Genomic DNA, 13,995 nt, shown 5'->3' on the forward strand with positions numbered 1-13,995 from the left:
GGCGGCAGACTCCGGATTACGAACGGTAGTCCGCGTTGATCGACACGTAGTCGTGCGAGAAGTCGCACGTCCACACGGTGGCGGTGGCGTCGCCGCGGCCGAGCGCGATGCGCACGGTGATCTCCGCCTGCTTCATCACACGCTGGCCATCTTCTTCGCGGTACTCGGGGTTGCGGCCACCGTCACGCGCGACCCACACGTCGTCGAGCCACAGGTTGACGCCGTTTACATCAAGGTCCGTCACGCCAGCGTAGCCGACGGCCGCCAGGATGCGGCCGAGGTTGGGGTCCGAAGCGTAGAACGCGGTCTTGACCAGCGGCGAGTGCGCGACCGCATAGGCGATCAGGCGACACTCCTCAACATTGCGGCCGCCCTCGACCTGGATGGCCATGAACTTCGTCGCCCCCTCGCCGTCGCGCACGATCTTCTGCGCAAGCTCTTGCGCGAGGCCCGTCAGCGCATCGCGCAGCGCCGCGTAATCAGGGTGCGATTCGGAATCGATGCGCGGCGTGCCGGCGCGGCCCGTCGCGATGACGACGAACGAGTCGTTGGTCGACGTATCGCCGTCCACCGTCACGCTGTTGAACGAATGATCGGCGGCGTGGCGCACCAGACCTTGCAGCACAGCTTCGTCCACATTGGCATCGGTGGCGATGAAGCCCAGCATCGTCGCCATGTTCGGACGGATCATGCCCGCGCCCTTGCTGATGCCCGACATGCGCACCGTCTTGCCCGACAGCGTGCACGTGGCGGATGCCGCCTTGGGTACGGTGTCGGTGGTCATGATGGCCTCTGCGGCGGCCAGCCAGTTGTCCGGCTTGGCGTTCGCCTCAGCAGCAGGCAGTCCGGCGATGATGCGGTCGACCGGCAGCGGCTCCAGAATTACGCCCGTGGAAAACGGCAGCACCTGCTCCGCCGACACGCCCAGCAGCTTGGCCACGGCATCGCAGGTCTGGCGTGCATGCGCGAGGCCCGGCGCGCCCGTGCCGGCATTCGCGTTGCCCGTGTTCACAACGATCGCCCGCGCCCCCTTGCCGCTCGCCAGATGCTCGCGGCACACCTGCACTGGCGCCGCGCAGAAACGGTTCTGCGTGAACACACCAGCCACCGCCGAGCCCTCGGCGATACGAACGAGCAGCACATCCTTGCGATTGGCCTTGCGTACACCGGCCTCGGCCCAGCCGAGTTCCACGCCGTCGATCGGCAACAGTGAGTCAGCGGCGGGCGCGACGAGATTCACAGCCATGGAGCACACCTTTCAAATGAGGATGCCCGCAGTGCGGGCATCGTGAATCAACAGAAAACGGAGCGAAGCAGCGTCAGACGAGTTTGCCGTGGCACTGCTTGTACTTCTTGCCCGAACCGCAGGGGCACGGGTCGTTGCGGCCAACCTTCGGCACTTCGCCGGCCAGTGCGGCAGCGGCGGCAGATGCCGCCGAACGCGGTGCGGCCATGGCCGGCGTTGCGCCATGGATCTCCGCATCGCCGGCGGCCACTTCGGCGAGTTCACTGAACTCGTCGTGCTTGTACTGCAGGTTGCTCAGCGCGGAAAGATCTTCTTCGATCTGCTCGGAAGCCTGCTCCAGCTCTTCCTGCGACTGGATACGCACCGTGAAGACAATACGCGTGACTTCGTTGCGAATGGTATCGAGCAGGCGGCCGAACAATTCGAACGACTCGCGCTTGTACTCTTGCTTCGGGTCCTTCTGCGCATAGCCGCGCAGGTGGATGCCCTGTCGCAGCATGTCGAGCGCAGCCAGGTGCTCACGCCAGTGCGTGTCGAGGCTTTGCAGCATCACCGAACGCTCGAAGCCGGCGAACGACTCGCGGCCCACTTGCGCCACCTTGCCTTCGTACACCGCTTCGGCAGCCTCCAGCACCATCTTGAGCAGGTCTTCGTCTTCGATCGACTGCGCGTCTTCCAGCGTCTTCACCAGCGGCTGGTCGACACCCCAGTCTTCGCGCAGAATCTTCTCCAGGCCGGCAACATCCCACTGCTCTTCCATGGTCTCGGCCGGCACATACGTGCGGAACAGCTCGGTGAACACGGACTCGCGCAGGTTCTTGACCAGATCGCCCACGTCCTGCGCTTCGAGAATCTCGTTACGCAGCTTGTAGAGTTCCTTGCGCTGATCGTTGGAGACGTCGTCGTACTGCAGCAGTTGCTTGCGGATATCGAAGTTGCGGCCTTCGACCTTGCGCTGCGCCGATTCGATTGAGCGCGTGACGATACCGGCTTCGATCGGCTCGCCTTCGGGCATCTTCAGGCGATCCATGATCGCGCGCACGCGGTCGCCCGCGAAGATGCGCAGCAGCTGATCGTCCAACGACAGATAAAAGCGCGACGAACCCGGATCACCCTGACGGCCGGCACGGCCCCGCAACTGGTTATCGATCCGGCGCGATTCGTGGCGCTCGGTACCGACGATGTGCAGACCACCGGCGGCCTTCACCTGCTCGTGCAGCGATTGCCATTCGTCCTGCAGTTGCTTCACGCGTGCGGCCTTCTCTTCATCAGAGAGCGATTCGTCCGCCATCACGAAAGCGGATTGCTTCTCCACGTTGCCGCCCAGCACGATGTCGGTACCGCGACCGGCCATGTTGGTGGCGATGGTGATCGCCTTCGGCCGGCCCGCTTCCGCGATGATGGCGGCTTCGCGCTCGTGCTGCTTCGCGTTGAGCACCTGGTGCGGCAGCTTGACCTGGTTCAGCAGGTTCGACAGCAGCTCGGAGTTTTCGATGGACGTCGTGCCCACCAGCACCGGCTGACCACGCTCGTAGCAATCGCGAATATCGCGAATGACGGCGTCGTAGCGCTCCTTCGAGGTCTTGTAGATCTGATCCTGCAAGTCCTTGCGCTGCGGCGTGCGGTTGGTCGGGATCACCACGGTCTCAAGGCCGTAGATCTCCTGGAATTCGTACGCTTCCGTGTCCGCCGTACCTGTCATGCCCGACAGCTTGTTGTACATGCGGAAGTAGTTCTGGAACGTGATGGTCGCCAGCGTCTGGTTTTCCTGCTGGATCTGCACGCCTTCCTTGGCCTCCACGGCCTGGTGCAGACCGTCGGACCAACGGCGGCCCGACATCAGGCGGCCGGTGAATTCATCGACGATCACCACTTCACCGTTCTGCACCACGTAGTGCTGATCGCGGAAGAACAGGCTGTGCGCACGCAGGGCTGCGTACAGGTGGTGCATCAGCGTGATGTTCTGCGGCGCGTAGAGCGACTCGCCCTCGCCAATCAAGCCGGCTTGCAGCAGGATCTGCTCTGCCTTCTCGTGACCGGATTCGGTCAGGTAGACCTGGTGCGATTTCTCGTCGACGTAGTAGTCGCCCGGCTTCTCGACGCCCGTGCCATCCGACTTCTCTTCGCCGATCTGGCGCGTAAGCTGCGCGGGGATGCCGTTCATGCGGCGGTACAGGTCGGTGTGATCTTCGGCCTGGCCAGAAATGATCAGCGGGGTACGCGCTTCATCGATCAGGATCGAGTCCACCTCGTCGACGATCGCGTAGTTCAGCGGACGCTGCACGCGCTGGCCGGCGTCGTACACCATGTTGTCGCGCAGGTAGTCGAAGCCGAACTCGTTGTTGGTGCCGTAGGTGATGTCCGACGCGTAGGCGGCCTGCTTCTGGTCGTGATCCATGGTGGTTAGGTTGACCCCCACCGACAGGCCCAGCCAGTTGTACAGGCGGCCCATCCATTCGGCATCGCGCTGTGCCAGGTAATCGTTGACCGTCACGACGTGCACGCCCTGCCCGGAGATGGCGTTCAGGTACACGGCCAGCGTCGCGGTCAGCGTCTTGCCTTCACCCGTGCGCATTTCGGCGATCTTGCCATCGTGCAGGACCATGCCGCCGACCAGCTGCACGTCGAAGTGCCGCATCTTCATCACGCGCTTGCTGGCCTCGCGGCACACGGCGAACGCTTCGGGCAACAGCGCATCGAGCGTCTCGCCCTTGGCAAAACGTTGGCGAAATTCCTCGGTCTTGGCCTGCAGCTCGGCATCGGAGAGCGCTTCGAACTTCGGCTCGAGCGCGTTGATCTGCGCCACCTTGCGGCGGTACTGTTTGATCAGCCGTTCATTACGGCTGCCGAAAATCTTCTTGAGAAGGCCCGTGATCATCGATGGCTAGGGCTGGTGAGCCACCCGGAAAGCGCGTCGAGGAGACCGCGAAACATAGGCAGCACAACGGCCCGGAAAGGGTTGGCGCAAAGGCGGGAGTTTAGCATGTGCAAAACTCCCGCTTGATGGCGGCAGACGCGCCGGATGTGGCAGGAACGCCGCACTTTAACGCCGCACCGAACGCCGTTCGGGCGGCTACACACTCACGCTGAACTGGGGACGGGCGCCCCCGATTGCAACCCGGGCCAGATCAATGGCCGGCCGCCGCCATGCTCTTTCCGATATCGGCCGCCGCAACTTTCGGCGCGGGCGCATTGGCCGCCATCTTGGGTTGCCCCGCGTTCTCCAGGAAAGCCACCGGATTCTGCGGGACGTCATTGACATGCACCTCGAAGTGCAGATGCGGGCCAGTGGCGCGGCCTGTGCGGCCGATCAGCGCGATGCGCTCGCCCGCCTTCACGATGTCACCGACCTTCACGAAGACCTTGGACGCATGCGCATAGCGCGTTTTCAGGCCGTTACCGTGGTCGATGTCGATCATGTTGCCGTATTCGTGGTGGAATTCGCTGGCCACCACCACGCCGCCAGCAGCCGCCACGATGGGCGTGCCGACGGGCCCGACAAAATCGACACCATCATGCTGCGTGCGCCGGCCCGTGAACGGATCGATCCGCGTGCCAAACCCGGAGGAATCGTAGCCCGTGGCCACCGGGCGCACGGTGGGCATCATCTTGGCGTGGATCTGCCGGTCCATCAGGGTGCTCTCCAGCACGCTGAGGTAATCGGTGCGCTGGTCGGCCGAGCGCGTCAGGCGGTTCAGCTCGGACTGAATTTCCGGCATCGACATCGGCCGAGAGAATGCACCCTCCGGCCCGCCGCGGCTCGGCTGCGATTTGAAATCGAACTCGCGCGGCGGCACACCTGCCAGCCCTGACACACGGGCGCCCAGGGCGTCCAGGCGCGCGATCTGCGCCTGCATTTCGCCAATGCGCGCAGCCATCAGGTTGAGGTTTTCGCGGGTGACACGCTGGTCAGCGCCGGCAACCGCGGAAGCGGTTGCGCCAGGCAGCAGGCCTTGCTTGGCCGCCAGCCACGTCCCACCGACGGACAGAGCCGCCACGGTCAGCAGTGCCGCACCAATAGCCACGAAGACGCCGCGTCGCGACAGGTGCGTCGCGCCGGCCTTGCGTGGGTGAATCAGGATGATCTGCATCGCTCGTTTTCCGGACAAAAAAGCTGCCCACCGGCACGAAAGCGCGATGAAGCGCCCTACAATGCCGGCATGCGAATCTTTGTTCATCCCGCTCTCAAGACGCCTGTGGCAAAACCCGTCCAGGACTGGCTTTCGGGTGCCGGTTCGGTCGGCCCGCTGATGCAGGCGGCCAGGCAATTGGCGTCGTTGGAAGCGGAGGTGTTGTCGCTGTTGCCGCCCGGCTTGGGCGGCGGTGTGGCCATCGGCGGCATCAAGAACGATGCGCGGGATAGCCGGGAAGCGACTCTGGTGTTGCTCGCCGCACATAGTGCGGCTGCGGCGCGCTTACGGCAGGTGGTACCCACCTTGCTGGAGCGTCTGCAGCGCCGGGGATCGCAGATTACCGCAATTCGTGTACGGGTACAACCGCAGGGCGGCAGCGACAGTTTGTGGCCACAAGAGACCGAAAAGCCGCCTAAACGCGCCAAGATGACGGCAGTTGGGGTCAACAGCCTGGCGGCACTCGCCAACGAACTGCCCGATTCGCCACTTCGGCAGGCCTTGGCCGAAATGGTTGCGCGGCACGTTGCACCTGCCGGCAAGCCCAAATGAAAAGCGCCCCGCGGGGCGCTTTTTTCATGCAGACAACCGCATCAGCCGATCACGAGAACGCCGGTTGCAACTGCGGCAGGAACGCGCGCGGCGCCTCTTCCGCCTTGTCGAATGTCACGATCTCATAGGCCGTTTCGTCCGCCAGCAGCGCGCGCAGCAGTGCGTTGTTCAGGCCGTGGCCCGACTTGTGCGCCGTGTACGCGGCAATCAGCGGATGGCCGACCACATACAGATCGCCAATCGCGTCGAGAATCTTGTGACGGACGAACTCATCGCCGTAACGCAGTTCGTCGTTGTTCAGCATGCGGTGCTCGTCGAGCACGATGGCGTTGTCGAGGCTGCCGCCGCGTGCCAAGCCGACCTCGCGCAGCATTTCAACTTCGTGCGCGAAACCGAACGTGCGGGCGCGGGCAATTTCGCGCGTGTAGCTGGTGTCGGCAAAGTCGATTTCGAACGTCTGGCCGGTCTTGTCGACCGCCGGGTGGCGGAACTCGATGGTGAACGACAGCTTGAAGCCGAAGTATGGGTCGAGGCGGGCAAGCTTGTCGCCCTCGCGGATTTCCACCGGCTTGATCACACGGATGAACTGCTTGGCCGCGCCCTGCTCTTCAATGCCCGCCGATTGCAGCAGAAACACGAACGAGGCTGCACTGCCGTCCATGATGGGGATTTCTTCGGCGTCGACGTCGACATAGAGGTTGTCGATGCCGAGGCCGGCGCAAGCGGACATCAAATGTTCGACGGTCGACACACGTGCACCGTCCTTCTGCAGCACGGACGCCAGGCGGGTATCGCCGATGGCGCTGGCGGTGGCGGGAATCTCGACGGCCGGGTCGAGGTCAACGCGCGTGAAGACGATGCCGGTGCCTGCGGCTGCCGGGCGCAACGTCAACGTCACCTTACGGCCCGAGTGCAACCCGATACCGACGGTCTTGACGAGGGACTTGATGGTGCGTTGTTTCAACATGGCCGCCCTCAACTCACGAAATTTCTACGATTGTTTTTATCTATGCAGTCTGCATAGGTGATAACCCTAAGCATACCATTTTCACATCCCTGCCTTCAAAACGACTTTTGTATCGGGATGTTAGGCGTCCTCATACTTTGCTCAACCTTAGCCCACGCACATTCAGCGCCACGGACCAGTCAGTTGCGCGGCGAGGCGGCATAGCGGGCGGTACTCCGCCATCCGGGGGAGCCGCGCGGGTGGCGTCAGAGTATCGCCAGGATCGATTCGGCGCTGCTGACGGCGAACTGTCCGGGCGCTTCCACCTGTAGCGCTGTTACCACACCGTCCTTCACGACCATCGCGTAGCGCTGTGAACGCACGCCCATGCCGCGCTTGGAGAGGTCCTGCTCCAGGCCGAGCTTGCTGGTGAACTCAGCACTACCGTCACCCAGCATGCGGATTTTGTCGTCCGTGCCCTGCGCGCGGGCCCAGGCCCCCATCACGAAGGCATCGTTGACGGACACACACCAGATCTCGTCGACGCCCTTGGCGCGCAACGCGTCGAAGTGGGCAAGGTAGCCGGGCACATGCCGCGCCGAGCAGGTCGGCGTGAACGCGCCAGGCAGCCCGAAGATGACGATCGTCTTGCCCTCGGCCAGGTGCTGGACGGAGAAAGCGTTGGGGCCGAGCGCGCAGCCGTCCTTTTCCACTTCAAAGAACTCGTAGAGCGTTGCGTCGGGCAGCGGTTGACCAGGCTGGATCATGATCGTCAGGGAGCGTGCGCGGATATCGCGATCATAGAACTTGCCACGCGAGCGCGCAGCCGGTTCGAAAAAACAAGACCGCCCGCGTGAACGGATCACGCGGGCGGTCTTGGGAGACAACACCATCAGGCCGCTTGGGTCGGAACGCACCGCGCGCGGCACAACGAACGGATACACCCGCCGGGCGGGGTGAACCCTTCCGGGGAGGCGGCCAGAGGCCAACCTGCCCGGCGGCAACGACTGTGTCCGGTTCGTCGAGCGCTGTCGACTGGCGAGCGGCGGGCCATCACACAACGGCGATCACGGGAGGGGAGCCGTGAATCGCGCGCGGCGTGTGGTGCCGCAGGCAGTCGGACGTGCGCGAGCGCTATCGAACCAACGCAGGCCCGATCAGTCCGCCTGCTTGCGCAGGAATGCCGGAATGTCGTACGTGTCGACGCCCTTCTCTTGCAGTGCTGCCACGTGAGCCGATGCCGACTCACGCGAGCTGCGCCACACGGCCGGGGTGTCGAAATTGCTGTAGTCCGGCGCAGCTGCCACCGAGTGACCGGCGCCACCGCCGAAAGCCACTGGCTGGTTGTCGGTACCGGTCTTCAGCAGCGTCATCGTCTGCTGCTGTTGTTGCTTGTTGCGAGCGGCGCGGCCCAGGCCCGTGGCAACCACGGTCACGCGCAGCGCGTCGCCCATGGCGTCGTCGTAGACCGTACCGAAAATGACGGTGGCATCTTCTGCGGCATAGCTGCGGATGGTGTTCATCACTTCCTTGGTCTCGGACAGCTTGAGCGAGCGGCTGGCCGTGATGTTCACCAGCACGCCACGCGCACCCGACAGGTCCACGCCTTCCAGCAGCGGGCTGGCCACGGCTTGCTCAGCGGCCAGACGCGCACGGTCGACGCCGGACACGGTGGCCGTGCCCATCATCGCCTTGCCTTGCTCGCCCATCACGGTCTTCACGTCTTCAAAGTCGACGTTCACCAGACCATCAACGTTGATGATTTCCGCAATGCCGGCCACCGCGTTGTGCAGCACGTCGTCGGCGCACTGGAAGCACTTGTCCATCTCGGCATCATCGCCCATGACTTCGAAGAGCTTTTCGTTCAACACGACGATCAGCGAATCGACGTTGCCTTCGAGGTCGTTCGCGCCATGTTCGCCAACCTTCGAGCGGCGTGCGCCTTCGAAGTCGAACGGCTTGGACACCACGCCCACGGTCAGGATGCCCATTTCCTTGGCCACCTGTGCAACCACCGGTGCTGCGCCCGTGCCCGTACCGCCGCCCATGCCGGCAGTGATGAAGACCATGTGCGCGCCGCGCAGTGCGTCGGCGATCTGCTCACGGGCTTCCTCTGCGCAGTGCTTGCCCACTTCCGGCTTGGCCCCAGCGCCCAGGCCGGTGCTGCCGAGTTGCAGCACGCGCGATGCGGTCGAGCGCTTGAGCGCCTGCGCATCGGTGTTCATGCAGATGAATTCCACGCCTTGCACGCCGCGGTTGATCATGTGCTGCACGGCATTACCGCCCGCACCGCCGACGCCGACCACCTTGATGATGGTGCCGTCCTGCATTTCCGTTTCAATCATGTCGAAGTCCATCATTGCCTCCAGAAGTGATCAGTCCCAGACGATGCAGCCTCCCCGCCGCAACTCCTGGTTCCTGAACAAAAAACATCAAAACAAGAAACTCAACTTGCTCCCCCCAGGGAGCACATCGTCAACGCCTGGCACACGCGTGCTCAGAAGTTGCCGATGAACCATTCCTTCATGCGCGTCCAGATCTGCTTGGCCGACCCGGACTGCACGACGACCTTGCGCCCGCGCACGCGCTGCACGCGGCCTTCCTGCAGCAGGCCCATCACCGTGGCGTAACGCGGGCTCTTCACCACTTCGTGCAGATTGCCGCGGTACTCGGGCACGCCCACACGCACGGGCTTCAAGAACATGTCTTCACCCAGCTCGACCATGCCCGGCATCATTGCGGTACCGCCAGTGAGGACCACGCCGCTGGAGAGCAGTTCCTCATAGCCGGATTCGCGCACCACTTGGTGCACGAGCGAGAACAGCTCTTCCACGCGCGGCTCGATCACGGCAGCCAGCGCCTGGCGCGAAAGCGTGCGAGGGCCGCGATCACCGACGCCCGGCACATCGATCATCTCGTCCGGATCGGCCAGCACCTGCTTGGCGATGCCGTACTGGATCTTGATGTCTTCAGCATCCGGCGTTGGCGTGCGCAGGGCCATGGCGATGTCGTTGGTGATCTGGTCGCCGGCGATGGGGATCACGGCCGTGTGGCGGATCGCGCCTTCGCTGAAGATGGCGATATCGGTGGTGCCGCTGCCGATGTCGACCAGCACCACGCCGAGTTCCTTCTCGTCTTCGGTCAGCACCGCCAGGCTCGACGCCAGCGGCTGCAGGATCAGGTCGTGCACTTCCAGGCCACAACGGCGCACGCACTTGACGATGTTCTGGGCGGCGCTCACCGCGCCCGTCACGATGTGCACCTTCACCTCAAGCCGAATGCCGCTCATGCCGATCGGCTCGCGCACGTCTTCCTGCCCGTCGATGATGAATTCCTGCGTGAGGATGTGCAGGATCTGCTGATCGGTCGGGATGTTGACGGCCTTGGCGGTCTCGATCACGCGCGCCACGTCGGTGGAGGTGACCTCCTTGTCCTTTATCGCCACCATGCCGCTCGAGTTGAAGCTGCGGATGTGGCTGCCCGCGATGCCGGTGAAGACCTCGCTGATCTTGCAGTCGGCCATCAGCTCCGCTTCTTCGAGCGCTTTCTGGATCGACTGGACGGTCGCCTCGATGTTGACGACCACGCCCTTTTTCAGCCCCTTCGATTCGGTCTGGCCCATGCCGATGACCTCGTAGGCGCCGTCGGGGCGAAGCTCGGCCACCACCGCCACCACCTTGGAGGTGCCGATGTCCAGCCCGACCAGAAGATCCTTGTATTCCTTGCTCATCGCGTTTTCTCTGTGCTTCGCGTTGCTTTGTTGTTGGCCGCCGGCTTACCCCCCAGCGTGGCTTTCGGCTTTGCAGCACTGCTGGTGCCATTCGCGGTGCCAGGTAGCTTGCCCCCCTTGGCCAGCACCGCAGCCTGCGCATCGGTCAGGAAGCGCACACCCGCCGCCCGAACTGCGAATCCGTTGGGATACCGCAGATCGGCGTATTCGATCTGACCGCCCCAGCGCTTGGTTACCTCGGGCCACGCACGCACAAAGCGGCGGGCACGCGCGGCCAACGCGGTGCGGTCATCGTCATTCAGTTCTCGGCCCAGCTCGATGACCGTGCCGTTGGACAACCGCGCGCGCCAGGCGTAGCGGTCGGTGAGCGTCACGCTCAGCGGCTCGACATTCATCGGCTTGAACCACTCGGTCATGGTCTCCAGCTTGTCGACCACGTCCTGCTCGGTTCCTTCGGGGCCAGCCAGCGCAACCAGGTCGGTGTCGTCTTCAGCTTCGGCCAGGTTGGCCACGAAGACTTCGCCATACGTGTTGACCAGCTTGCCGGACTCATTGCCGCCCCAGGTGCCGAGCGCTTCGTGTTCCTGCACTTCCACCAGCAGCCCGTTGGGCCACACGCGGCGCACGCTCGCACGCCGCACCCACGGCACCGATTCGAACGCGGCACGTGCCTCATCCAGATTCAGCGAGAAGAAATTGCCGCGCAGCTTGGGCAGCGCATTAGCGCGCAGACTCGGTACATTCACGTGGCGCAACTCGCTGCCAGCCATCGGCATTACCCGCACCTGCTGCAGCTGGAACATCGGTCGCTGCATCAGCCAGACCGCCCCAACGCCCAACGCGCCAAGCGCGAGCAGCGCATACAGCGCACTCGCGACGGCGTTGAGGAGACGGGTGTTGTGCCACATAACGTTGTGTTGTCCGGTTTCGCTGACGTTGCGTTGATTACTCGGGTTTCCAGTCGGTGCTCGCGTGCAGCTCCAGCGATGCGCTCGCCGCCAGTTGCAACACGAAATCTTCATAGCTGATGCCGGCAGCGCGTGCCCCCATCGGCACCAGCGAATGGCCGGTCATGCCCGGCGACGTGTTCATCTCCAGCAGGAACGGCGCGTTGTCCGCCTTGCGCAGCATGATGTCGGCGCGGCCCCAGCCACGGCAGCCCAGCCCGCGATAGGCCTGCACCACCAGCGCCTGCACGCGCGCGGCCACGTCGGCGGGAATTGGTGCCGGGCATTCGTAGCGCGTGTCGTCGGTGAAGTACTTGTTCTGGTAGTCGTAGTTGGCCTGCGGCGCGACGATGCGGATGAGCGGCAGCGCGGTCGCGCTCTCGCCTTCGCCGATGATCGGGCAGGTCAGCTCGTCGCCTTCGATGAACTGCTCAGCCATCACATCGCGGTCCAGGCGCGCGGCCTTTTCGTAGGCGGCGGGCAGCTCGGCGGCGCTTGTGACCTTGGTCAGGCCGATCGACGAACCTTCGCGCGCCGGCTTGACGATCAGCGGCAGGCCAAGGCGGTCGGCCACGGCCTGCCAGTCGGCGCCGGCATGCAGCATCACAAAATCGGGCGTGGGCAGGCCGTGGGTCTGCCATTGGCGCTTGGTGGCTTCCTTGTCCATCGCCAGCGCAGACGCGAGTACGCCGCTGCCGGTGTACGGAATGCCGAATTGCTCGAGCAGGCCCTGGATCGTGCCGTCTTCACCAAAGCGGCCGTGCAGCGAGATCACCACGCGGTCAAACCCTTGCTTGGCCAGATCGGCGACGGCCTGCAGGCCCGGATCGAACGGATGCGCATCGACGCCGCGCGCGCGCAGCGCAGCGAGCACGCCGTTGCCGGACATCAGCGAGATTTCGCGCTCGGCGGAACGGCCGCCCATGAGCACGCCCACCTTGCCGAGAGACTTCGGGTCGATCGTCGGATTTGGAACAAACGGACCAGTCGTCATGCTGCGGCGCCTCCGTTCAGATCCACGACGTTGGCGGTGCGCACCTGCGCCTGCAACGCAACCACTTGACCGGGCACCTGCCCGATCGACCCAGCGCCCATGGTGATGACCACGTCGCCGTCCTGCGCCGCATCCAGAATCGCTTGCGGCATGTCTTCAATCTGTTCCACGAATACCGGCTCGATCTTGTTGGCCACGCGCAGCGCACGCGTCAGCGCGCGCCCGTCGGCGGCAACGATGGGCGGTTCACCGGCGGCGTATACCTCGGCCAGCAGCAGCGCATCTACGGTGCCGAGCACCTTCACAAAATCTTCGAAGCAATCGCGCGTGCGGGTAAAGCGGTGCGGCTGGAACGACAGCACAAGCCGGCGACCGGGGAACGCACCGCGCGCCGCAGCCAACGTGGCGGCCATCTCGACCGGGTGATGGCCGTAGTCGTCGATGAGCGTGAAGCGGCCCTTGCCGTCCGCGGTCGGCACTTCACCGTAGCGCTGGAAGCGACGGCCCACGCCGTTGAACTCGGCCAGCGCCTTGACGATGGCCTCGTCCGGCACTTCCAGTTCGGTAGCGATGGCGATGGCGGCCAGCGCGTTCTGCACGTTGTGCATGCCCGGCAGGTTGAGCGTGATCGACAGCGGCGGCTCGGCATGACCGTTGAGCTGGCGGATCACGGTGAATTCCATGCGGCCATCGACGGCGCGCGCATTGACGGCGCGCACCTGCGCGTCTTCGGCAAACCCGTAGCGCACGACAGGCTTGGAGACGAACGGCAGGATTTCGCGCACGTTGGGGTCATCCACGCACAGCACGGCAATGCCGTAGAACGGCAGACGCTGCGTGAACTCGATGAACGCCTGCTTCAGACGCGCGAAGTCGTGCCCGTAGGTGTCCATGTGATCGGCATCGATATTGGTGATGACCTCGATCACGGGGAACAGGTTGAGGAACGACGCGTCGGATTCGTCGGCCTCGGCGACGATGAAATCGCCCGTGCCCAGCCGCGCGTTGGCGCCGGCCGAGTTCAGCCGGCCGCCGATCACGAAGGTCGGGTCCAGGCCGCCTTCGGCCAGCACAGACGCGACCAGGCTGGTGGTGGTTGTCTTGCCGTGCGTGCCCGCAATGGCGATGCCCTGCTTCAGGCGCATCAGCTCGGCCAGCATCACCGCACGCGGCACGATGGGGATGCGCTTGGCGCGCGCGGCCAGCACTTCGGGGTTGTCGCCGCGCACGGCGGTGGAGACCACCACGGCATTGGCGCCGATCACGTGCTCCGGCGCGTGGCCCTGCATGATCGTTGCGCCCAGCGATGCCAGACGCTGCGTAGTCGCGCTGCTGCCCAGATCCGAGCCTGTCACGCGGTAGCCCAGATTCAGCAGCACCTCGGCGATGCCGCTCATGCCTGCGCCGCCGATACCTACAAAATGGATGTTCTTGACGATGTGCTTCATAT

The 13,995-nt window shown here is 64.3% G+C and carries 11 protein-coding genes; 1 reads left to right on the forward strand and 10 read right to left on the reverse strand.

Annotated elements, in window-relative coordinates; all coding sequences use genetic code 11:
* Positions 1-16: 16 nt before the first annotated feature.
* The 3 genes from argJ to ACU8YE_RS22620 form a co-directional block, all read right to left on the reverse strand.
* Positions 17-1,246 (reverse strand): bifunctional glutamate N-acetyltransferase/amino-acid acetyltransferase ArgJ, encoded by a 1,230-nt coding sequence (argJ, locus tag ACU8YE_RS22610; protein WP_232041076.1) that lies wholly within the window; start codon positions 1,244-1,246, stop codon positions 17-19.
* 73 nt (positions 1,247-1,319) lie between these two features.
* Positions 1,320-4,124: a preprotein translocase subunit SecA gene (gene secA / locus ACU8YE_RS22615; protein ID WP_232041077.1), complete on the reverse strand. Its 2,805-nt coding sequence runs from the start codon at positions 4,122-4,124 to the stop codon at positions 1,320-1,322.
* Positions 4,125-4,374: 250 nt separating this feature from the next.
* Positions 4,375-5,337, reverse strand: coding sequence for a M23 family metallopeptidase (locus ACU8YE_RS22620; protein WP_260802228.1), 963 nt, complete (start codon positions 5,335-5,337; stop codon positions 4,375-4,377).
* 69 nt (positions 5,338-5,406) lie between these two features.
* Between ACU8YE_RS22620 and ACU8YE_RS22625 the strand changes: the two genes are divergently transcribed.
* Positions 5,407-5,928, forward strand: a complete 522-nt coding sequence (locus ACU8YE_RS22625) for a DciA family protein (RefSeq protein ID WP_260802256.1) — start codon at positions 5,407-5,409, stop codon at positions 5,926-5,928.
* A 49-nt stretch (positions 5,929-5,977) separates the two neighbouring features.
* Here ACU8YE_RS22625 and lpxC read toward each other — a convergent pair whose 3' ends face one another.
* The 7 genes from lpxC to murC form a co-directional block, all read right to left on the reverse strand.
* Positions 5,978-6,895: a UDP-3-O-acyl-N-acetylglucosamine deacetylase gene (gene lpxC, locus ACU8YE_RS22630; RefSeq protein WP_024979175.1), complete on the reverse strand. Its 918-nt coding sequence runs from the start codon at positions 6,893-6,895 to the stop codon at positions 5,978-5,980.
* A gap of 245 nt (positions 6,896-7,140) precedes the next feature.
* Positions 7,141-7,641 (reverse strand): peroxiredoxin, encoded by a 501-nt coding sequence (locus ACU8YE_RS22635; protein ID WP_252690551.1) that lies wholly within the window; start codon positions 7,639-7,641, stop codon positions 7,141-7,143.
* A gap of 390 nt (positions 7,642-8,031) precedes the next feature.
* Complete coding sequence (gene ftsZ, locus ACU8YE_RS22640) at positions 8,032-9,231, reverse strand: cell division protein FtsZ (protein ID WP_012436466.1); 1,200 nt, start codon at positions 9,229-9,231, stop codon at positions 8,032-8,034.
* 140 nt (positions 9,232-9,371) lie between these two features.
* Positions 9,372-10,604 (reverse strand): cell division protein FtsA, encoded by a 1,233-nt coding sequence (gene ftsA / locus ACU8YE_RS22645; protein WP_024979178.1) that lies wholly within the window; start codon positions 10,602-10,604, stop codon positions 9,372-9,374.
* The gene (locus tag ACU8YE_RS22650; RefSeq protein WP_232041080.1) at positions 10,601-11,512 is read right to left on the reverse strand and encodes a cell division protein FtsQ/DivIB; all 912 of its coding nucleotides are present in this window, start codon (positions 11,510-11,512) and stop codon (positions 10,601-10,603) included. The genes ftsA and ACU8YE_RS22650 overlap by 4 nt, the downstream gene beginning before the upstream one ends.
* Before the next feature lie 37 nt (positions 11,513-11,549).
* A complete protein-coding gene (locus ACU8YE_RS22655; protein ID WP_232041081.1) occupies positions 11,550-12,545 on the reverse strand; it encodes a D-alanine--D-alanine ligase in 996 nt (331 codons plus the stop codon).
* A complete protein-coding gene (murC, locus tag ACU8YE_RS22660) occupies positions 12,542-13,993 on the reverse strand; it encodes a UDP-N-acetylmuramate--L-alanine ligase (protein ID WP_232041082.1) in 1,452 nt (483 codons plus the stop codon). The genes ACU8YE_RS22655 and murC overlap by 4 nt, the downstream gene beginning before the upstream one ends.
* Positions 13,994-13,995: the final 2 nt, after the last annotated feature.

The sequence above is a fragment of the Ralstonia sp. VS2407 genome, from assembly GCF_052950655.1.